At 70.2% G+C, this 20,861-nt stretch carries 15 protein-coding genes; 3 read left to right on the top strand and 12 right to left on the bottom strand.

Annotation, left to right across the window (positions count from 1 at the left end):
* Positions 1-30 precede the first annotated feature (30 nt).
* Together pheT and EXE45_RS07485 are read right to left on the bottom strand one after the other, a co-directional pair.
* Complete coding sequence (pheT, locus tag EXE45_RS07490; RefSeq protein ID WP_137693959.1) at positions 31-1,812, bottom strand: phenylalanine--tRNA ligase subunit beta; 1,782 nt, start codon at positions 1,810-1,812, stop codon at positions 31-33.
* Positions 1,812-3,347: a phenylalanine--tRNA ligase subunit alpha gene (locus EXE45_RS07485; protein WP_137693958.1), complete on the bottom strand. Its 1,536-nt coding sequence runs from the start codon at positions 3,345-3,347 to the stop codon at positions 1,812-1,814. Before EXE45_RS07485 ends, pheT begins: the two co-directional genes overlap by 1 nt.
* A 123-nt stretch (positions 3,348-3,470) precedes the next feature.
* On the opposite strand from EXE45_RS07485, the gene EXE45_RS07480 reads away from it, so the two are divergent.
* The gene (locus EXE45_RS07480; protein ID WP_092919615.1) at positions 3,471-3,776 is read left to right on the top strand and encodes a HalOD1 output domain-containing protein; all 306 of its coding nucleotides are present in this window, start codon (positions 3,471-3,473) and stop codon (positions 3,774-3,776) included.
* Between the two features lie 37 nt (positions 3,777-3,813).
* On the opposite strand, the gene EXE45_RS07475 is transcribed toward EXE45_RS07480, so the two are convergent.
* The 8 genes from EXE45_RS07475 to EXE45_RS07440 all read right to left on the bottom strand — a co-directional run bounded on the left by EXE45_RS07475 (position 3,814) and on the right by EXE45_RS07440 (position 13,777).
* Positions 3,814-4,515 (bottom strand): peptidase, encoded by a 702-nt coding sequence (locus tag EXE45_RS07475; RefSeq protein WP_092919617.1) that lies wholly within the window; start codon positions 4,513-4,515, stop codon positions 3,814-3,816.
* A gap of 115 nt (positions 4,516-4,630) precedes the next feature.
* On the bottom strand, positions 4,631-5,281 hold the full coding sequence (locus tag EXE45_RS07470; protein ID WP_137693957.1) for a chromosome partitioning protein ParA: 651 nt from the start codon (positions 5,279-5,281) through the stop codon (positions 4,631-4,633).
* Positions 5,278-6,123, bottom strand: coding sequence for a hypothetical protein (locus EXE45_RS07465; RefSeq protein WP_092919621.1), 846 nt, complete (start codon positions 6,121-6,123; stop codon positions 5,278-5,280). Before EXE45_RS07465 ends, EXE45_RS07470 begins: the two co-directional genes overlap by 4 nt.
* A 60-nt stretch (positions 6,124-6,183) precedes the next feature.
* Positions 6,184-7,005, bottom strand: coding sequence for a hypothetical protein (locus tag EXE45_RS07460; protein ID WP_241989433.1), 822 nt, complete (start codon positions 7,003-7,005; stop codon positions 6,184-6,186).
* Positions 7,002-7,340 carry a hypothetical protein gene (locus tag EXE45_RS07455; RefSeq protein ID WP_092919623.1) on the bottom strand — a complete coding sequence of 113 codons (339 nt, stop codon included), beginning with the start codon at positions 7,338-7,340 and terminating at the stop codon, positions 7,002-7,004. The genes EXE45_RS07460 and EXE45_RS07455 overlap by 4 nt, the downstream gene beginning before the upstream one ends.
* Before the next feature lie 106 nt (positions 7,341-7,446).
* The gene (locus EXE45_RS07450; protein ID WP_092919625.1) at positions 7,447-7,791 is read right to left on the bottom strand and encodes a hypothetical protein; all 345 of its coding nucleotides are present in this window, start codon (positions 7,789-7,791) and stop codon (positions 7,447-7,449) included.
* Entirely contained in the window at positions 7,792-13,266 is a 5,475-nt protein-coding gene (locus EXE45_RS07445) for an LAGLIDADG family homing endonuclease (protein WP_137693956.1), read from the bottom strand. It abuts the gene before it with no gap.
* Between the two features lie 148 nt (positions 13,267-13,414).
* Positions 13,415-13,777 (bottom strand): TRAM domain-containing protein, encoded by a 363-nt coding sequence (locus EXE45_RS07440; protein ID WP_092919629.1) that lies wholly within the window; start codon positions 13,775-13,777, stop codon positions 13,415-13,417.
* A 233-nt stretch (positions 13,778-14,010) separates the two neighbouring features.
* On the opposite strand from EXE45_RS07440, the gene EXE45_RS07435 reads away from it, so the two are divergent.
* The gene (locus tag EXE45_RS07435; RefSeq protein WP_137693955.1) at positions 14,011-16,353 is read left to right on the top strand and encodes a DEAD/DEAH box helicase; all 2,343 of its coding nucleotides are present in this window, start codon (positions 14,011-14,013) and stop codon (positions 16,351-16,353) included.
* A gap of 564 nt (positions 16,354-16,917) precedes the next feature.
* Positions 16,918-17,700, top strand: coding sequence for an endonuclease NucS domain-containing protein (locus EXE45_RS07430; RefSeq protein ID WP_137693954.1), 783 nt, complete (start codon positions 16,918-16,920; stop codon positions 17,698-17,700).
* A gap of 18 nt (positions 17,701-17,718) precedes the next feature.
* Here EXE45_RS07430 and EXE45_RS07425 read toward each other — a convergent pair whose 3' ends face one another.
* Both EXE45_RS07425 and EXE45_RS07420 read right to left on the bottom strand, forming a co-directional pair.
* On the bottom strand, positions 17,719-18,705 hold the full coding sequence (locus EXE45_RS07425; RefSeq protein ID WP_137693953.1) for a tyrosine--tRNA ligase: 987 nt from the start codon (positions 18,703-18,705) through the stop codon (positions 17,719-17,721).
* 76 nt (positions 18,706-18,781) lie between these two features.
* Positions 18,782-20,839 carry a DUF460 domain-containing protein gene (locus EXE45_RS07420; protein WP_137693952.1) on the bottom strand — a complete coding sequence of 686 codons (2,058 nt, stop codon included), beginning with the start codon at positions 20,837-20,839 and terminating at the stop codon, positions 18,782-18,784.
* Positions 20,840-20,861 lie beyond the last annotated feature (22 nt).

The raw sequence follows: 20,861 nt of genomic DNA, 5'->3' as shown, positions 1-20,861 counted from the left end.
CCGCGCGGTTGACACGCCCCCGCGCGGCGCCTACCGCAGCGCGTCGAGGCCGAACTCGAAGGCCGCGACCGGCACCTCAAGGTCGTGTTCGACGAGCACCGCGGGGTGGAGCTCACCGATCACGCCGACGCGCTCGCCGTCGATCACGACGGCGGCGGCGCGGCCCTCGATGAACGAGGGGTGTTCGGTCCGCGGGGTCTCCAGGTCGGCGTCGAAGTCGTCACAGAGCGCCTGGAGCCGCCCCTTCGCGGCCTCGTAGGAGGCGTCGCGCCGGGCGACCGCGCCGGCGACGTGGCGGAACTCGGCGACGTTCGTGTCCTCGGCGTCGTCGCGCTCGGCCACGAAGCCGACCTCCGCGACGTCCTGCGGGTAGGCGTTGTGGGTGTTCCGCTCCAACAGCATGACGAGCGAGGGGAGCGCCCACGTGCGCAGCTGGGTGTACTCCTCGCTGTACGGCTCGGTGATCTCGACGGGGTCGCCGCCGCCGAAGACGCCGGCGCTCGCGTTCGGCTCGCCCGCGTCGGCGACCGCGGCGCCGCCGGTCCCCGGCTCGATCCGCATCCGGTCGTAGTTCTCGGTCCCGCTCGTCATGTGGAAGTTCAGCAGGTCCTCGAAGCCGAGCCCCACGAGGCTCGTCCGGACCGCGTCCTCTAACCGCGAGCGCTCGTGGCGCCCGCCGACGGTGCCCACGTCGGGGTAGCGGGGCTCCAAGTTGTCGAAGCCGTACGCGCGCCCCACGTCGTCGACCAGGTCGAGCGGGTGGAGCACGTCGACGCGGTACGGCGGAATCTCCACCTCGTAGGACACGTCCTCGTCGAGGGTGTAGGAGGCGTCGAGGCCGGCGCGCTCGAAGCAGTCGACGACCTCCTCCGGCTCGAACTCGACGCCGAGCAGCGTCTCGATCCGGTCGTGCGAGACGGTCTTCTCGTCGACGTCGAGGTCGGGACGGACCAGTTCGCGGCCGTACTCGCTCGGGTGCGTCGCGCCGTCGGCGTAGTTCACCTCGACCGACTCGATCGTCGCCCCGCGGGCCGACAGCGCGTAACAGATGATGTTGCACATCCGGTCTATCGTCCACTGGTCGGTGCCGGTGAGCTCGACGAACAGCTCGCGCGAGCCGGTCGTCACCTCGGTGCGCTTCCCGTTGATCACCGGCGGGAACGAGAACAGCCCGAGCTCGTCGTAGATCGCGGGATACCGGTCGAGATCCGTCACGAGGTCCGCGTAGGTCGTCCCCGTGTCGTGTTCCGCCAAGACCTCGTTCGGGGTCAGCTCGTCGTTCGCGTCGAGCGGGACGAACGTATCCCCGTCGGGGTCGACCCCGCGGTAGGTGATCGACGGCTCCGCGCCCTCCTGGAGCGGCGCGCCCTTCACCATCGCGAGGTCGTGGATCCCGATCGCGCCCTTCGCGCGGCCGCGGCCCATCGTCGCGTGGAGCTTCTCCTGGAGCTGGATCAGAGACTCCAGCGCCGCCTCGTCCATATCGAGGCCGCGGACCACGGCGCCGGTGACGTACGGGCGCTCGTCCGGAACCGACTCGTCGACCTCGATGGTCCACTCGGGGTCGTTCGTGTTCGGGACGTAGACGCCGCGGGCGTCGCCGTAGTGGTACCGAAGCGAGCGGGCGACCCCCTCGACGGAGAGCCGGTCGAGTCGGTCGGGCGCGAACTCGAACTGGAACATCCCGTCGTCGGTCTCTCCCTCGAACTCCAAGCCGAGCCCGAACAGGTCGGTTTTGAGTTCATCGTCGTCCTTCTCCTCGTGGCCGGTGAGCTCGCGGAGCTCGTCGGGGTCGACGTCGACGACGGGCATCAGTAGCTCACCTCCGCGTTCCGCAGGAAGTCGATGTCGGCTAAGGTCCCGTGGAGGTCGCGGATGTCCTCCGCGCCGGTGGTGAGCATCGCCAGCCGTTCGAGGGCGAGCCCCCAGGCCATCACGTCGCAGTCGACGCCGAGCGGGCCGGTGACCTCCTCGCGGAAGACGCCCGAGTTCCCGATCTCGATCTCCTCGCCCGTCTCCGGGTGTTCACCGAACAGCTCGAAGGAGGGCTCGGTGTAGGGGTTGTAGTGGGGCTTGAACCGGATGTCCGTAATTCCGAACTGCCGGTAGAACTCCTCGAAGGTGCCCATCAGGTCGCGCACCGAGAGGTCCTCGGCCATCACCCACCCCTCGATCTGGAAGAACTCCAGGAGGTGCGTCGGGTCGAGGGTGTCGTTGCGGTACACCTTCTCGACCGAGAAGTAGCGCTGCGGCGGCTCCAGTTCGGCGCCCGCGACCCCGGAGAGGTACCGCATCGACAGCGACGTGGTGTGGCCGCGAAGCGCGACCTCCCGCGCGAAGTCCTGCGACCACGGCGAGTGGTAGCCGTCGCCGTCCTCGCCCCACCCGTCGCGGTGGGCCGACTCGACGCGGTCGATCAGCTCCTCGGGGATCTCCTCCATCGGGTCCACGTCGAGCGCGAACCGGTCCCAGTGGGTCCGCGCCGGATGGTCCTGGGGCATGAACAGGCAGTCGTTGATCCAGAAGTCGGCGTCGGCGTGGGGGCCCTCCATCTCCGAAAATCCCATCCCGACCAGCACGTCCTTCACGCGGTCGGCGGTCCGGCGGAGCACGTGTTTCCGGCCGCCGCGGGCCGTCTCGGCCTCGGCCTCGACGTTGTACTCGGCGAACTCGGCGTCGCGCCACTCGCCGCTGGCGAGGAGTTCCGGCGTGAGCGCGCCCACCGTCTCGGTCGCCTCGACGCCGGTCATCAGCGCGTCGACGCCGTCGTCGGTGAGCGTCACCGTCCGGGTGACCGACTCCGCGACCGCGAGCAGTCCGCGCGAGTCGAGCCGGTCGATCACCGCGCCGTCGACGTCGAGGTCGCTCGCGTCGAGCGCCGCCCCCTCGCGGTCGGCCTCCGCGAGCGCCGCGATCGCCCTCGCCTCCGGGTCGGCGTCGAGGTCGGCGTCGGGGTCGACCGAGAGCTCGCCGCCGTCGACGCTCCCGAACCCCTTGCGCGCGAAGTTCGCGAGCGCGATGTCGACCTCGGGCCCGTCCAGGTCGGCCCCGCCGATGACCGCGCCCATCGAGGCCGGTTCGGCGTCGGCGCCCGCGTCGAGGCCGGCTCGGTAGAGCCGGGTCTCTGGGAGTCCCTCGTCGACGTAGCTCCGCCCCTCGTCGGTGAGTTCGAGGCTCTCGTCGGTCACCGAGGCGACCTCGACGAGCCCGTCGTCGGCCAGGTCGAAGGCCGCGCCCGCGACCGTCTCCGGCTTCAGGTCGGTCGCCGCGGCTATCTCCGCCACCGTTCGGTCGTCCGTCGCGCTCGCGGCCTCGAGGACCGCGAGCTGTCGTTCCGGGAGTCGCATTCGAGTTGTCTCTACACGCGTGCGGCTGGTTGGTAACGGTTCCGGGACCGAGACGCGTCGCCCGCAATCATTTTTGATAAATTAACCGATCGGTTTATGACTCGTACTCGTGTAAGAACGACTATGAGTAGCGTAACGGCCGGCTCGGACGGATCCGGTTCGGTTCCAGAGACGGCGCGCGTCCGTCACGGCGGCAGCGGCCCCAGTCCCAGCCTCGCCGTCGTCGAGGCGATCGCGGAACTCGTCGGCGTCGCCCCCGCCGACTTACGCGAAGAGGGCGTGGTGCTGTACGACTACGTCGACCCCGACGCGCTGAACGCGCTCGTCACCGACCGCTCCGACGCCGACGTCGACGTCTCGCTCATCGTCGCGGGCTACGAGGTCCGCGTCGGTCCCGACTCCGCCGTCGCTCGGCGGTCGGGGAACTGAGTCGACGCCGGCGACTCGACACGACCCGATCCCCCTGCTACCCTTCGTCCGACGCCCGTTCGCGGAGCCGCGCGATCCGGTCACCGAGCGGCGGTTGAACCTCGAACCACGTCGACCAGTCGCCGGTTTCCGGCTCGACTCCGCGGCGCTCCGCGACGCGCTCGAACGCGTCCGCGACGCGCTCGGCCCCGACCGCGTCGGCGGCGCGGGCGTCCGCCGCGTACTGGACCCGGCGGCCGGCCCAGAAGGAGACGACGCCCACGGCGACGACGGCGGCGAACCCAGACTCGAACGGGACGAGCGCCGTGACGACCGCCGCCAGCGCCGCCAGCACGCCCCCCACGGCGACGGCGCGGAACTCGGCGTAGTACGTCGCGGCCCGGCCGGCCTCCGCCGCGAACAGCCCGATCGCGACGTCCTCGTCGAGGTCCGTTAGCACGTCTTCGGTCAGAAACAGCACCCGTCGACGAGGCGGGCCTCGAATCCCGACCTCCGCCGGACCGGTGGCCGCCGATCCGCTCCCGTCGCTCGCCTCGCCGTCGCCGGACCCCCCGACCGACTCGATCGCGATCCGGTCGACGTCGAGCCCGCCCGGCTCCGCCAGCGCCGCGATCTGCGCGCGCTCCGCGTCCGTCGGCTCCCGAAGGTCCCGAAAGCGGTCGGCGGCGTACAGCGGACCCACCGCGACCGCGAGCGCGGCGAGGACGGCGACGACGAGAACGAACGCGACCCTGATCATCGCTCTCGACGACGGCTCGGCCCGGCTAAAAGGACGCGGTGTCGCGACGCCTCCCGGCAACCCCGACGCCGAGCGAACTCGCCTTCGGTCGACGCCCCGCGCGCCCGTTCGCGGCTCACTCCGGAACGCGTCGCGCCAGCGCCCGGACCGCCGCCGCGGCCTCGCTGTCGGGCGCGGCGGCCGCGATCGGCCGTTCCGCCTCGACGGACCGAGCGACCCGGGGATCTGCCGGCACCACCTCGACCGGGGCGCCGAGCGCGTCGCCGATCGGCTCGACGGGCGGCGGCTCGGTCACTCGGTTGACCGCGCAACCGACCAGCCCCGCGTCGAGCTCGCGCGCGAGCTCCCGGGTCCGGATCGCGTCGGCCAGCGCGAACGCCCGCGGCGAGACGACGAGGAGGCAGGCGTCCGCGACCGCGAGCGGGACGCCCGCGTCGGCGCGGCGCCCCGCGGGACAGTCGAGGACGACGGTGCCGAACTCGCGTTCGACCGCCGCGACCGCTTCGCTCAGCCGCACCAGGTCGGCCGCCCGCGCGCCGGCAAGCGTCCGCCCGCACGGAACGACGTCGACCGGTCCGGGCCGGACCGTCTCGATCGGGTCCGCCGCGCCGGCGAGCACGTCGTGGAGGTCCGGGCCCCGTCCCCCCGGGAGGTCGGCCATCCCGAGGTCCGCGTCGACGACGACGCCGTCGAGTTCGGCGGCGACGTTGTACGCGAGCGTCGTCTTCCCCACGCCGCCCTTTCCGCCCGCCACGGCGAGGATCACGCCAGCGCCTCCAGCGCTTCCGTCGGCACGTCGCTCTCTTCGGCCCGTTCCGCCAGCGCCGCGGCGCGGTCCCGGACCGCCTTCAGGCGTTCGGCGTCGGCCGCGACGCGTTCGTCGAGCCGTCCGAGCGCGTCGAGACCGCCGCCCTCCTCGACGACGTCGGTCGCCGTCGCGAGATCCGCGTCCGTCAGCCGTTCCGCCCGCTCGACCCGCGCCTCGACGGCCGCGAACCACGCGTCGAGCTCGCCGGGACCCGCCGCGCTCGGCCCCGGTTCGTCGGCCGCCGGTCGACCGAGACCGTTCCCGTCCGCCGACCCGTTCCCCTCGGCGTCTCCGTCGGCCTCGCTTCCGTCTCGATCGGTTTCGGCCGCGTCGTCCTCGGCCTCGTTCCCGTCTCGCTCCGTCGCTTCCACGTCGCGATCGATCCCCTCGCCGTCGCGGTTCCGCTCGCTCTCCGAGCCGGCCGCCGCGCGCCGCGGTGGGCGGTGATCGTCGAGGTCGCGCACCGCCGCCCGCGCGACGTCGTCTCCGGCTTCGATCGCCCCGGAACCGTCGTCGTCGACCGGTCTCACAGGCTCGACGCTCGCGAGCTCGACCGGCGGCTCGACCGGCTCAGCGAGCGCGGCGAAGCCGAACGCCGCCCGTTCGCCCGGGTCGATCACCGCGGTCACGCCCGCGGCGTCCCACCCCGCCTCGGCGACGCCGCCTCGCCGCGGCGGGAGCGCCGGGGCGTCGAGCCGGCTCTCGATCCGGACCCGCCGCGGGACTGCGCCGTCGTTTCGCACCCGGCATCCGACGAGCGAGGCGTCTCCCTCCCGGTCGACGGACCAGTCGAGTTCCATGGGTCGGCTGCCGCGGAATCGCATATAAGAGTCGGGGCGGACCGCCGCATTCGACGGGGTTCAGCGCCCGCCCGCGTCGCCGGATCTCTCTCCCTCGCCGGCGGTGTCCCCCACGCGAACGTCGGCCGTCCGAAGCAGCGACCGCGCGCTCCGGTCCGCCGACTCGACCGCTCGGGCCGCGTCGCCGCGCAGTTCGACGGCGTCGTCGAGCGCCGCGATCCTGACCGCGGCGAGCGACGCCGCGATCCGGCTCCCGTCGTACCCGTTCGGGCCCTGTCCGGCCGCGCTCGGGTCGCCGCGCGGGACGACCGCGAGGGCCCGCCGAAACGCCGGATACACCGCCTCGACGAGTTCGTTCCGCGCGTCGCACAGCCGGTTCCGGAGGCGGTCGCGGAGCCGCAGTCGCCGCCGACGCTGGTCGCGGGCGCGGGCTGCCTCGCCCCTCGCTCGTTCGAGCGCCTGTTCGGCGGCGATCGCTTCGGTCTGTGCGGCCGAAAGCTCCGCGGCCGCCGCCTCCAGGTCGTCGAGCGTCTCGTCCGCCTCGGCGTCGACCGCGCGACGCGCTCGCGCGTCGCCGCGCAGCGTCGCGACGCGTTCCTTCAGTCGATCGGTCTCGCCGGTCGTCTCCGCGACCCGTCGCCGCGCCGCGGTCAGATCGACCGGGTCGATCTCGATCGCCGCGAGCTCCCCTTCGATCTCGTCGATCTCGTCCGCGACCGACGCGGTCATCCCTCGCGAACGCGCGGTCGCGGCGAGCTGACGCCGGATCTCCGCGTCGGTGGGCAACCGTCCGAGGACCTCGACCGGTTCCGGCCGACCCGCGACGGGGTCGTCGGCGCCGTCTCCGTTCGAACCGACCGGTGCCGGATCGGTTTCGGTCACAGCTCTCGTTCGCGCATGGTATCGGGATCCGGGTGATCCGTTCCCGCGGCGAAGGCGGCGTACGGCGTCGCCTTCGCGGACCGGTCCGCGTAGGCCGCGGCGGCTTCCCGGACCGGCTCGTCGACGGCGACGAACTCGTTGAACGGTTCGGTGCGTTCTATCTGAACGGCTCCGCCGTGCGACTCCCGCAGCCGCAGCGCGAGGAACGCGGCGTACACCGTCTCGTCGAGCATGGCGGCCCGCCCGAACCGCCGGGCGACGACCGACTCGTGGCGGCGACACAGGTTCCGGAGGCCGGTTCGAGCGGCCGCCGAATACGTCACGACCAACAACACGCCCGGCGCTGGTCGGTTACGGAATTTAGCCGTTCCGGACCGGAACGTTTCAGCCGCCTTCAGCGACCGCGACGAAACCGTTCCGGCCTGGTTCCGAGATCCGCAGTCAGAACCGCTCCACGTCGAACGCCGGCCTCTCACTGCGGCCCGGATCACCGTCCTCCTCCGGATCACCGTCCTCCTCTCGGTCACCATCGTGCGTCTCGCCGTCGACGTCGCTCGCCGCGAGGACGCGTTCGCGGGCGGCCGGCTCGGAGGGCGCGACGACCACGGTGCCGTCGACGGGGTCGTCGCCGACGGCGCGGTACACGTCGTCGTCGCCGTCGAACTCGGTGGCGTACGTCCGGAGCACCGCCGCGACGCGCCGCTCCGTGGCCGCGAGGTCGGCCTCGCCGTTCTCGAACTCGCGGAGCGCGTCCTCGACGTTCCGTATCGCGGAGATGCGGTCCATCTACGTCGTCCTGAGGTGGCCCTGCTGGGGCTCGTACACCTCGCCTTTCGTCCGGAGCTTCTCGATCTCTCCCTCGGCTTTCCCCCGGTCCATTCCGATCTCGCCGGCGCGGTCGAGAACCTCGTCGACCGGCGCGCCCTCCTGGTACTCCTCCTCGATGTCGGCAATGAGGCCCTTGATGTTCTTGATCCGGTCGCGCTGGCTCTTCGAGGTCCCAGTCTCGACCACGTCGGCGTCGAACTGGCCCGTCTCCGGGTCGACGCCGATGTCCTTGAGACACGACTCGACGATGTCGGTCGCGCGGTCGGCGTCCTCGCGCTCGACGGTGTCCGAGAGGCGGACCCGCGCGCTGGCCTCCGAGAGCCGCACCATCGCCTCCAGCTTCCGCGCGGTGACCGGCACCGGCGCGTCCTCGTCGGCGCCCTTCGAGCGCAGGTCGACGTAGAACTCCTCGATCAGCTCCTTCGCCTCCTCCGTCATCGTCGGGTAACAGGAGCGCTTCGCGTGGGCGATGTACTTGCGCAACAGCTCCGAGTCGATCTCGGGCGCGACCTCCTCGGTCACCTCCGCCACCTGCTCCGAGGTGAACTCCGAGCTCGCCAGCTCCTCGCGCTGGGTGTTGAGCTCGCCCGCGTAGTTCGTCTTGATGATGTGTTTCGCCAGCCGGGAGTCGTGCTCCGGGTCCGGACTGTCCGTCACCGTGAAGATGAGGTCGAACCGCGAGATGAGCGCCGGCTCTAAGTCGATCTGCTCGCCAATCGGCTCGTACTGGTCGAATCGACCGTACTTGGGGTTCGCGGCACCGAGCAGGGAACACCGCGCCTTCAGCGTCGCGTTGATCCCTGCCTTCGAGACGGAGATCTTCTGCTGTTCGAGCCCCTCGTGCATCGCGGAGCGGTCGGAGGAGTTGTGCACGACGAGCCCGTTCGCGACGAAGTTGTGCGTCTCCTCGACCGTGAGATCGTACACCCGCGGTCGCTCTCCGTCCTCGATCCGCGTCAGTATCGACCGCAGCTCCGCTTCGACGGCGTCGACCTCCTCCGCGACGGCCTCGCGCACATCGTCGAGTCGGTCCGTTTCGACGGCGCCGGACAGCCAGCGCGACACGGTCGCCTGCGTCACGTCCAGTCTCGACGCCACGTCCGCCTGACTGATCTCATACGCGTCGAGCGCCGCCGACAGCTCTGCGCGCGTTTCGCCGACCGGACCGCGGTCGAGCAGTTCGCGAGCGCGCTCTTCCGCCGTCTCGACCGGCCCGCCGATGACGTCGGCGAGGCGCTGCCGGAGTACCTTGTCGCGGTGTTCGACCGATTCCGGCGGGATCGTCTCGACCGACTCGACGCGGCGCCACTTCACGTCGCCGCGAACGAACTCGCGGAGGTCGTCGAATTCGACGTTCGCGACCTCGCCGACGACCTCTCGGAGTCGCGCGGTCACCGTCCGACGGATCTCGTCGCCCTCGCCCCACTCGCGGGAAATCTGTTGCTGGGACAGCGTCGTTCCCTCGGCCAACTCGGACTGCGAGACGTGGTATCGGCGCCGTAGCTCCGAGAGCGTCTCCCACGTCGGCGTCTCGTCGAGCGCGTCGCGGTCGGCGGCGGCCGTCTCCAGTCTGTTCTCGAACGCCGCGAGCACTTGGCGGGCGCGGTGGAGCGAGACGTTCGCGGCCCCGGTCTCGAAGTCGTGATACGTGACCGCGTCGAGCCCGCACTCGCTTTGGTAGAGCCGGAGGGAGTCGCGACACCGCGCGAGCACGTCGTCGACCTCCGGGACCACGTCGAGGATCGTTCGGTCGCCGTCCGCGGCGTCGACGACGCGGTCGAGCGCCGCCGCCTTCCGCGTGGCCGTGAATCCGACGTACCGCCGGAACGCCGCGAGCGAGTCGGCGTCGGTCACCGTGAGGTAGTACACGTCGCGGCCGCCGTCTCGTTCGCGGTGCTGGAGCTGGCTCGACACGCTGAACCCTAAGAGCAGGCTCCGCGTGCCCTCCAGCAGGTCCCGGCTCGCCGACGCTATCCGGACGTTGCCCGCCGACTCGTCGACGTGCCCCTCGATGTCGGCGAGCGCGCGGACGAACGCGGCCTTCGCTGCGCGGCTCCCGGCCGAAACGGGGGTCGGGAAGCACTTCTCGTCGTACCGACCGAGGTTCATCCCCGCGTCGAGGACGGCGTCGGCGTGTTCCTTCCCCGTGACGCGAACCGTCTCGACGCTGTCGTCACGCTTCTCGCTCGGCGGTCGAACCGGCTCCGCGTCGAACGCCGCCCGCGCCGCGCGCTCGAAGTCGTCTAAGAGTTCGTCGTCCGCGTTGGTGAATCGGACGCCGTAGACGCCCTCGTCGCGGTCGTAGTAGACGTTCCCGTCGCCGGAGAGGTATCCGAGGACGCTCGCCATCGCGGCGTCAACGCCGTCAGCGTCGACGGATCCATCGTCGAGCGGTTCGACGCTCCCGACGCCGCCCGCCATTGCTGCCGCTCCGGCGCCGTCGGCGGCCTTCGTCGGAATCTCTCGGGGCACGTACACCCAGTCGCCGTCGTCGAGCGCGGCCGCCTCGCGCTCGACCCGTTCGCCGTCGTCGAGGACGAAGAACGGGTGGTCGGCGGTCGCGGTCAATGACTCGCCGGTCTCGGTCGTCACCCGGGTCAGCTCCGACGGCGCGTCGTACTCGTGGACCGCGGAGACGGACCGCTCGACGAGGTTCCCGTCCTCGTCCATCGACCAGACGTCGAGGTCGACGTCGCGCACGCGGCGCCCGTTCGAGAGCTCCTCGACGTCGCCGTCCTCGGCCGCCTCACGCGCCAGCTCGTCGATGCGCTCGACGCGGCCGTCTGCCAGCGAGACCAGCGCGTCGCCGGTGACGCAGTCCATCTTGTCCAGCTCGTCGACCGCCGCGATCCCCTTGTCTGCGAGGACGAGCGCGCCGGCTTCGAGCGACCACTGCTGGCCGTCGCCGAAGTCGTCGCGGACGGCCGCCGCCGTGAGCCCGGCCGCGCTCGAACCCTTCCCGGAGGTGTACACCGAGCGGGGCGCGATGTTTTCTACATACGAAATCATCTGTGAGTTGTGTGAGACGATCCCGTTCGAGACGTAGTTGTGAGTCCCCTCGACTTCGAGATCGTACACCCACTCGTCATCTGGTTCGACTCGCTCGATGGACTCAATCTGATCCCAGCGAATATCGCTCTCAGCGAGTTGACCGAGCGCGGCAACGTCGCGTGCGGTGGATCCGCCATCTGTTTTGGCGAAAGCGTCGGTGTCGCTGTCGATGGGGGACCCACACGCGTCCTCGAATGCGTCGACAATTCGTCTGAGGGCGTCCCGACTCGGATTCCGGTTTCCGGCCTCGTAGTGTCGGTACGTGCTCCGTGGTACACCGCACTCGTACTGTGTCAGTCCCAGCGACTCACGCAGTCGACGAAGCGTCGGACCGACGTTTGGGATCACGTCCACGTTCGTGTTCCGATCCGTTTCGAGATGCTCCGCCGCTGCGGACTGTTTTCGTTCGGTAACGAACCCGATTTCAGTGACGTAGCGGTCGAACTGTGCGCCGCTGATACGGAGCCGGTAGCTTCCGTTGTGCCGCTCGTGTAACTGGGATGTAATCCCGTGTTGAAGCAGGAGCGACCGGAGTCCTTCGAGAAGCTCCTCGCTCACCGACGCGACGCTTATTTCGCGTTGCGACGCAGAAACGTGACCTTCTCCCTCGATGAATCCCTCGATGAAAGCGGCGGTGATTTTGTCGGATGCACCTACAATCCTCGGTGGGATCCGCTTCTCAGCGGAGCTTTTTAGTAGCGCTTCGTCGATTTCGTTGAGGAAACTGACGAACTCACCGGCGGAACACAGCAACTCCCGCGCGCTTTTGTCATCGTGCGGCTTCCTGGTGGTCGTTTCGAGGTTGAGATCGTGGAGCGTGTTCCGCGCGTCTTCGAGGACCTCCTCGTCGTTGTTCGTGATCGAAACGAATCCCGAGTGGTCGTTGCGTTTCTCGACGTACCCCTCAGCAACAATGTATCCGACGAGCCGGGAGAGCGCTGGGGTCCACCGTTCGGGAGCGTCGAGACGAACGGCGTTGTGCGACTGTGCCCTGCGGAAATCGACGTCGAGCGTGTCGTCGGCGTCCACGTCGAGTCGGGTGAGCGCCGCCACGAATTCGCCCGTTTCCAGTTCCTCGGCACGGATCGGAGCGAACTGCCCGTCCCGCTGGATGAACAGCGGGTGGGAAGGCGTCACGTCGAGTTCACGGCCCGACGCCGTTTCGATCCGATACATCTCCGCTGGCGCCTCCCTCTTCCAGACTTTCGTCGCGCGGGACGCCCCGACAGCGCCGTCCTCCTGAAGCGCAGGAACCTCGAAGTCGACGCTGTCCCAGACGCCGTCGTCGACCGGCTTCGGATCGTCGAGATTCCGCTCTACCAGATCGCGTATCGGAACCTTTCGTCCATCGTTGAGGATGACATCTGTGTCCCCATCGAGACACTTACCCGTGCCAGGGTCGCCAATAAGCAGCATGTGGAGGTCGCCCCGGATCCGCGACCCGTCCGGGAGGTGTTTGGTGACGCCGGAGAACAGCTGGAGGATCATCGCGAGCTTCTCCTCCTCGTAGCCGTAGATGGCGGGCGCGATGGAGCCGACCATCGCCTCGTAGATGTCGTCGCGCTCGGAGAGCTCGATGATGTCGCGTTTGTCCGCCTCCGTGATGTCCATGTCCTCGAACTCCTCGTCCTCGATGCCGATGGAGACGCCGTCCATGTACAGGTCGAAGATGGCGGACTTCTCGTTGCCCTGCTCGACCTGCTCGATGTGGAGGACGCCGACGCAGGTGACGTGGTCGCCGGGGCTCACCTCGCCGGTGATGTCGTCGACGATGTCGACGTCGAGCGACTGGGGGGTCTCGCCGCCCCGGAGCCCCTCGGGCGACTCCTGGATGCGGAGCTTCTGGGAGTCGACGAACTCGGACTGGTCGAAGTTGACGCGGAAGGGGCCCTGGCGCTCGCAGCCCTGACACTCGTGGGGCTCCTGGAAGCCGCCGTCGCTCTGGGGGATGTACGTCATCGTGCCGCAGCGCTGGCACTCGAAGGCGGCCTCGGTCACCTTCGGGCGGACGTCGGTGGCCTTCCGGACGATGCCCTGGATGGAGACGAGCTTCCCGATGTGGTCGTCGTGGACGCGGATCCCGCGGATGTCGACATTCTCGGGAAGGTCCTCGATGCGGACGTGCGCGCGGCCGAGGCTGACGTCGGCCGGGAGGTCGTAGAGCCGCAGCGCCTCCTCGGCGTACTCGCGCATCTGCTCCGGCTTGTTCAGGAAATCCTCGGCGAGGTCGCGGTCGAACTGAAAGAGGTCGTCGTAGGAGACGTACAGCGAGCGCTGCTCGTTGGGATACCGCTGTGCGAGCTGTCCGATCTCCTCGCGGTAGTAGTTGCGATAGAACTGGATGAACCGCTCCGTGAGGTCCTGGGTGCCGGCCTGAGCCATTGCGACATCACTTCGTCGGCATCACGTATGAACCTCCGGTTCGGAGCGGACGTGGTCGGCCGCCCGGCGGCGACGGCGGACCGACCGTCGGCCCGGCGACCGGATCGCCGGCGGACGGTCCCTCGGTCCGACGGTACCCCCGTCCCGGCTACGCGTGCCCGACGAACGTCGCGTCGGCGGAGGTGCGGCCCTCGTTGAACGAGAGCACCTTCGCGCGGATCACGTCGCCCGGTTCGAGTCCGCCCGGAATGTCCTCGGTGAAGACGACGAACCCCTCGACCTTGCCGACGGCGACCTCCTCGCCCGAGTGGTGGTCGGTGAGCTCGGTGACGCCGAACTCGTACGTCTCGCCGATCTCGACCGGCGGGTCGCGCTCCTGTGCTGCGTCGTGCGCGCGCTTGGACTCGCGTGCGTCGGCCGACGGCCTGCGGAGCCGACGGGCGAGCACGAACAGCGCGATCAGCGCCACCGCGACGGCGAGGCCGACGACGAGCGGCGAGGTGGGAATCATACTCGCTCGGTCGACCGCGGCCACCTAAACGGTGTGGGTCCGCGGCGGCGCCTCGATGCTCGACGGGCTCCGCGAAGGCCGGCGAGGGGGAGCCGACGCGCCGCCGCGGCTCCCGAGCGCGACTCGCTCGCGTCGCGTCCGCATGAGAAACGCCTTTGCCCTCGAAGCCCCCCTCTCGATCCGATGCGACACAGCCGCGGTTCCCGACGACTCGCGCACGGGTGTGGTGTGCCGTGAAGGTCGCGGACGCGGTGCCGGAGTTCGCCGACGCCTTCGGGTTCGACGAGTTCAACCGGATGCAACGGGAGGCGCTCCCGGGAATCTTGGAGACCGACCACAACGTGGTCGCGTCGGCGCCGACCGCCTCCGGGAAGACGGCGCTCGCCGAGCTCGCCATCTGTCGGACCCTCGCGGCGGACGGCACCGCGCTGTTCATCGCGCCGCTGCGCGCGCTCACCAACGAGAAGGAGAGCGAGTGGGAACGGTTCGAAGAGCTGGGCTACTCCGTCTACGTCGTCTCCGGCGAGCGGGACCTGAACCCCCGGCGCGCCGAGCGCGCGGACGTGCTGGTGACGACCCCCGAGAAGGCCGACAGCGCGACGCGGAAACACGACTCCGCGCGCTATTCATTTATCACCGACGTGGACTGCGTCGTCATCGACGAGGTCCACCTGCTCGACTCCGAGAAGCGCGGCGCGGTGCTCGAGGTGACCGTCTCGCGGCTCCGCCGGCTTCAGGACCCCCGCGTCGTCGCGCTCTCGGCGACGATGCCGAACATCGACGACGTCGCGGAGTGGCTCGACGCGCCCGCGGAGACGACGTACGCGTTCGGCGACGAGTACCGCCCGGTCGACCTCGAAACGGGCGTGAAGACGTACTCGCACGGCTCGAACGCGTTCGCCGACAAGTACCGCCGGCTCTACCGCGCGCTCGACCTGGCCGAGCCGCACGTCCGCGAGGACGGGCAGGCTCTGGTGTTCGTCTCCTCGCGACAGGACACGGTCCAGGCCGCCAAGAAGGCGCGCGACGAGATCACCGAACGCGACATCCCGATCGATTCGCGGGACGACTACGACTTCCACAACGAGGCGACGGAGCTGACCAACGACACGCTCCGGCAGTCCGTCACCGACGGCGTCGGCTTCCACCACGCCGGCCTCGGGAAGGACGACCGCGACCGCGTCGAGGAGTGGTTCAAGCAGGGGAAGATCAAGTTCCTCTTCTCGACGTCGACGCTCGCGTGGGGGGTGAACCTCCCCGCGCGCTGCGTCGTCATCCGCGACACGAAGTACCACGACCCGCTGGAGGGCGAGACCGACATCTCGCCGCTGGACGTGCTCCAGATGCTCGGCCGCGCCGGGCGCCCGGAGTACGACGACGTGGGGTACGGCTGGGTGGTCTGCGACCGCGCCGACGCGGACAAGTACCGGAAGCTGCTCCGGGAGGGCAAGGAGATCGAGTCGCGGCTCGCCGCGGACCTCGAGTCGCACCTCAACGCCGAGATCGCGATGGGCACCATCCGCGGACTCGAGGACGTGATGGCGTGGCTGGAGACCACCTTTTACTACGTCCGCGCGGAGTCGGAGCCGGACGCGTACGACTTCCCGACGCTCCGCGACCGCGTGCGCGACACGCTCGAATCCCTCGTCGACGACGGGTTCGTCGCGGCCGACGACGACCTCGCCATCGAGCCGACCGCCCTCGGGCGCCTCGCCTCGAAGTACTACCTCCGCTTGGACACCGCCCGCCGCTTCCGGCGCCTCGCCGACCGCGAGACGCTGACGGTCGACGCCGTGTTGGAGACCGTCGCGTCGGCCGGCGAGTTCGACTCCGTCTCGGCGCGGTCGGCCGAGTCGGACGCCGTCGACCGGATCCTCGAGGGTCGCGACACCGACCTCGAAGAGGGCCATCGCAAGGTGTTCGCCATCCTGCTCGCCGGGATGGCCGACTCGGTCCCCTCGGACCTCCGGTCGGACGCGTGGGTGATCCGGCAGAACGCGCTCCGACTGCTCGCCGCGCTCGCGGAGTTCCTCGACCGGTTCGCCGGCCCGCGCGCCGCCAACCTCGCCCGCCGCGTCGAGGCGCGCGTCGAACACGGCGTCTCCCGCGAGGCGGTCGCGCTCACGGCGATCGAGGGGGTCGGCTCCGGCCGCGCCGAGCGCCTCGCGGACGCCGGTCTCACCTCCCCGGCCGACGTGGTCGACGCCGGCGCGAAGGACCTCGAAAACGCCGGGATGAGCGCGTCCGTCGCGGAGCGCATCGTCGACGCCGCGCGCGACTGTCCCCGGATCGACGTCGACTGGGGCGACTTCCCCGAGGCGATCGCCGTCGGCGAAAACGAGCTGTGCGAGGTCGCCGTGACCGCCGTCTCCGGGAGCGCCCGTGCGGGGATCCGGGTCACGGTCAACGAGGTGGAGATGACCGCGACGACGACGTACCTCGACGGCGAGGCGACGGTCCCGGTCGGCGTGTTCGGCACCCCCGACGCCGACGAGCTGGAGTTCACCGTCGAGGTCGTCTTCCCGGACCTGCCGCTGCTGCCGGTCACCGCGACGCGGACGGTCCGGGTGGAGTAAGCGCACCGGGACCTGAATCCGGTTTTGTGAACTGTCACCGGTGATGGAATATTTAAATAGCAACACCGGTGGCATCGGCAGCTTATAAATGAACGAGCCGGTGGCGCGTGCCTGCGAGCGGCCGCCATCGGCGGCCGCGAGTCAGCACGCGCGAGGGAGTCGGTCGGCGTTTTTAAGCGCCGACCGACGAGGCTGGGGAGGCGTGAGGCTGCGGTGCTGTTCGGTGTGGGGCGGGACTCAAAGGGGCAGCCGCGAGGGCGCCGTAGGCGACGCAAGGACCGCAGGGAGCGAGCGACCGAGGACCGCAGCGAGCGTACGGCGCCCTCGCGGCTGGGGCTTCGGAGGTAGTCCCCGTCGGTCCGCAGTCGACAATTTATAAGCGAGCGGCTGGGGATTTGGCGGTGTTCGCTGTCGATCCGCCGCCGACTATTTATAAATGGTCGACCGGAGCGTTCGAGCGACTTGCCACCTCGTCCCGCCGTCAGTATTCACCGCCACCCGCCACGTATCCCTCTTAAACCCCCGCTACGAGCGCTTTTCACCCATACCGCGGCCACCCGCCCCATGCCGCAACGACTCCGCGTACTGGCCGGCGACTGCGAGGTAACCGACCGCGGCGACCGCACCCGCACCCATCGCGGGCGCGTCGTCGTCCTGATCAAACCCGACGACACGACGCTCGTCCACGACGCCGACGGCTACCAGCCCGTCGCGTGGCTCACCCGGCCGGAGAGCGTCGTCGTCGAGGGCGACGGCGACGGGTTCACGGTCACCGCCCGCGACGGCTCCCGCCGACTCCGGATCGTCGCGGAGGAGGCGACCGCGAGCCGCGCGCTCCCGGTCACCGAGGCGGGCGTTCCGGTCGGGACCTGCCCCGAGGACGGCGGGCCGCTCGTTCGCTCGCGGGGCGACGTGGTGTGCCTCGACTGCGAGGAACGCTGGGGGCTCCCGGCCGGCGCGAGCGTCACGGACGCGACCTGCGACGACTGCGGGCACCCGAAGATCCGGGTCGAGCGCGGCGAGCCGTTTCACCTCTGTCTCGACCCCGCCTGCGACCCGATGGAGGACGCCGTCAGCGACCGGTTCGACGGAGTTTGGGACTGCCCCGACTGCGATGGCGACCTCCGCGTCCGATTCGCGCCCGGCCGCGTCTACCTCGCCTGCGAGAACGACCCCGACTGCGAGACCACCTTCTCGTTCCCCGCCGGCGTCGTCGTCGACGAGTGCGACTGCGGGCTCCCCGTCTTCGAGACGGCGGCCGGGCTGGGTTGTCTGGACGGGAGCTGCGAAATCGGGGGACACACGGCGAGCGGTGGGAAAGCGCCGGGGAGTCCGAACGACAGCTGAACGGTCGGCTCTCTCGACCTACTCCGCGAGCTGCTGACGCCCCGGTGCGATGAGCCGGTCGAGGTACTCCGCGAGCGCGCCCTTCGCGTCCGCGGGATGGAGCTCTCCCGACTCCAGGTCGGCCGCCAAGTCGTCGTAGGTGTCGTACTCCAAGTCGCCGCCGTACTCCTCGGGGCGCTCGACGGTCACCGCGTCGAACCGCGGGAACACGTGGTACTCGAACACCTGGAGGACGGGGTTCTCGCGCTCGACGCCGTCGTCGGTCGGCTCGGGGTCGGCCGTCGGCGGGCAGTAGGCGTCGTTCACCTTCGACTCGATGTCCTCGCGGGAGTCCTCCATCGAGATGGTGACCCCCTCGCTGGAGGACATCTTCCCGCGGCCGGTGCCGAGGTCGGCGATCAGCGGCGTGTGGAGGCTCGTCGGCGGTTCGCGGTCGATGCTCGGGAGCACGTCGCGCGCGAGCATGTGGACCTTCCGCTGCTCCATCCCGCCGACCGCGAGGTCGACGCCGAGGTACGGGATGTCGAGCGCCTGCATCAGTGGGTAGACGGCCTGCGACACCTTCACGGAGTCGCCGGAGGTGATCTCGGCCATCGCGCGCTCGGCGCGAGCGAGCGTCGTCTCTAGCTCCAAGGCGTGGAGATCGAGGGTGTAGTCGTCGTCCAGCTGGAAGTCGGAGCCGAGGACGAACTGGGTGTTCGACTCGTCGAGGCCGTAGGCGATGAACTGGTCGCGCATCCGCTCGGCGGTGTGGCGGATCTCCTCGAACGACCCCTTGTCGTTGAGGTAGGCGTGGACGTCGGCCAGCAGCACGGTCACCTCGAACCCCGCCTCCTGGAGGTCGATCAGCTTGTTCGCGGTGAGCATGTGACCGATGTGGAGCACGCCCGAGGGCTCGTAGCCGACGTACGCCCGCTTGCCCTCGGGGTCGTCGGCCAGCGCCTCGATCTCCGCTTCGGTGACCACCTCGGCCGCGTTCCGGGTGATCAGCTCGTGAGCGTCCATACCTCCGAGTGTGCGTTCCCGGACATATGACTTCTGGATGCGTGCGATCGCGTCCCGAACGGGGCGGCGGTGCGCCTCAGCCGCTCTCCTCGGTCTCGGGCAGCGTCCGCCCCGCGCGGTGTTCGGAGATGATCCGGTCGATCCGCTCGGCCTTCTCGTCGCGCCGGCGCTCCTCTGCCTCCTCCTCCCAGTCGTCGACGGCGGCGGCGAGGGCCTCCTCGCTCGCGACCGCCAGCTCGTCCACCTCGCGGACCGGCACCGCGTCCGCGGACACCACCGGAATCTCCCGCTCGAACAGCACCGCGTCCGCCACGTCGGAGAGGTTCCCCTCGCCGCGGATCACGGCCCGCGGCTCCGTCTCCGCGAGCCGCTCCGCGGTCCGGCGCCCGGCCCCGGACGCGTCTCGGAGGTACACCACATCGCCGGCGACGAGCCCGTACGCCTCGTCGGCGGCGTCGAGCGCGTCGAGCGTGAACTGCTCGACGACCTTCACGCTCACGAGCCCCCGGCCCTCCGCGACGTCGCCGAAGTTCGAGTGGTCGAGCCGCCACAGCTCCTTTAACGTCTCCACCTTGCGTTCGAGCTCCTCGACGCGCTCTCGGGCCTCGTCGCGCTCGCGCTCCAGCCGGTCCGTCTCGCGTTCGAGCCGCGAGACCGCCCGCCGCGAGCGCGCCTCGATCCGCTCTTCTCGTTTCGCCTCCTCTAACTCCGATTCCAGCTCCGAGACCCGATCGTCGCGCTCGTCGAGGTCGTCTTCGAGCGATTCGGCGTGCGACTCCAGCCGATCGACGCGCTCGCGGAGCCGCCGGATCGTCTCCTCCTCCTCGGTGCGCTCGGGCTCCGTGGGGTCGGCCTCGTCCGCGTCCCCGTCCGCGTCGCCGTCCCCGCCGTCGTCCTCGCTCAGGTCCTCGATGACGGCCTCCACCGAGGAGTCGCCCGCGACGACGCCGGCGATCACCGCCCCGCGGTCGAGCCGGGGCGGCGTCTTCGCCGCGATCCGCTCGAACTGGTCCTCGTGGTCGTCGTAGGCGTACAGCGCGGCCGCGAGCGCGTCGCGCTCGTGGTCGTTGTCGTAGCTCGCCTCCCGGGTCCGGTGGAGCTTCTCGTCGACCGGGAGGTCGGTCGTGGGCCGCCAGCCGGCGGCGTCGAACGAGCGTCGGAACTTCTCGACGGTCTCCGGCATCGGCTCGACGTCGGCGGCGACGATGATCGGGCGCCCCTGCTCGACGATCCACTCCGTCACCTCCGCCGTGTCGCTGGTCCGCGAGGAGTAGAGCGCGTGGACGGTGCCGTCGAGGCCGACGACCGCGGCCGCGGTGGTCGTGCCGGGGTCGATCCCGACGATGACGCGGTCGCGCCGCTTCACGAGAGGTTCGTACTCGATCCCGTCGCGGCGCTCGCGCTCCACCTCGACGCGCACGTCGCCGGCCCGCGAGTCCGAGACGGGGATGTCCTCGGGGCGGGCCTCGACCGTGAACGTCGCGTTCGCGTAGCCGCCGTACTTCTCGGTCACGTCGCGCTCGAACGAGAGGTTCGCCTCCTTCAGCTTCGACTGGACCTGCCGCGTCCGCTTCCGGACGTTGCCGTGGATCCGTCGGGTGTACCGGTCCTGGCTCCACCCGCCCTTGCCGGTCGATCGCCCGCGCGACACCTTCACCGTCGTCTCGTCGGTGAAGGCGGTCACCTCGTGGCCGACGTTGGCCGCCGCGAGCCGCGCGGCCGCCTCCGCCTCCTTCATCGGCTTCTTGCCGTACGGGATCCCGTGCCGGGAGGCGACCCGCGAGAGCGGCTCCGGGCGCTCCGCGCCGGTCACCTGGACGAGCCGGGTGCCGTCCGGGAGCGACCGGAGGAAGTTGACGAGCTCCCCCTTGTCGGCCGCCAGCTCGTAGGCGTTGTCCGTGGCGACGTAGAGGGGCTCCCGGTCGTCGATCAGTCGGCAGAGCTTCCGGAAGGAGACCACGTCGCGAGTGACCCGAGCCATCGGGCCGTCGGCGTCCGGGGCGTCCGGGTCGTCGTCGTCGACGGGGTCGAGGATAACGAGGGCGTAGGAGGGGCTGTCACCGCGGACGTCGCCGCTGTGGACGTCGACGCCGAACACCGGCCGGTCGCGGGCGCGGATGGTCCGGGTTGTCACGCCCCGAGGTAGGTCGTTGCCG

Source organism: Halorubrum sp. SP9, from assembly GCF_005435015.1.
GTDB classification, from domain to species: domain Archaea; phylum Halobacteriota; class Halobacteria; order Halobacteriales; family Haloferacaceae; genus Halorubrum; species Halorubrum sodomense.
Note: the sequence above shows the minus strand (reverse complement) of the source record. Positions and strands in the feature narration are given on the sequence as shown.

Excerpts from the sequence above, each read along its gene's own strand:
- EXE45_RS07445 (WP_137693956.1), bottom strand. The coding sequence starts at position 13,266 with ATGGCTCAGGCCGGCACCCAGGACCTCACGGAGCGGTTCATCCAGTTC.
- EXE45_RS07450 (WP_092919625.1), bottom strand. The coding sequence starts at position 7,791 with ATGGACCGCATCTCCGCGATACGGAACGTCGAGGACGCGCTCCGCGAG.
- EXE45_RS07475 (WP_092919617.1), bottom strand. The coding sequence starts at position 4,515 with ATGATCAGGGTCGCGTTCGTTCTCGTCGTCGCCGTCCTCGCCGCGCTC.
- pheT (WP_137693959.1), bottom strand. The coding sequence starts at position 1,812 with ATGCCCGTCGTCGACGTCGACCCCGACGAGCTCCGCGAGCTCACCGGC.
- EXE45_RS07430 (WP_137693954.1), top strand. The coding sequence starts at position 16,918 with ATGCCGCAACGACTCCGCGTACTGGCCGGCGACTGCGAGGTAACCGAC.
- EXE45_RS07425 (WP_137693953.1), bottom strand. The coding sequence starts at position 18,705 with ATGGACGCTCACGAGCTGATCACCCGGAACGCGGCCGAGGTGGTCACC.
- EXE45_RS07440 (WP_092919629.1), bottom strand. The coding sequence starts at position 13,777 with ATGATTCCCACCTCGCCGCTCGTCGTCGGCCTCGCCGTCGCGGTGGCG.
- EXE45_RS07480 (WP_092919615.1), top strand. The coding sequence starts at position 3,471 with ATGAGTAGCGTAACGGCCGGCTCGGACGGATCCGGTTCGGTTCCAGAG.
- EXE45_RS07485 (WP_137693958.1), bottom strand. The coding sequence starts at position 3,347 with ATGCGACTCCCGGAACGACAGCTCGCGGTCCTCGAGGCCGCGAGCGCG.
- EXE45_RS07465 (WP_092919621.1), bottom strand. The coding sequence starts at position 6,123 with ATGGAACTCGACTGGTCCGTCGACCGGGAGGGAGACGCCTCGCTCGTC.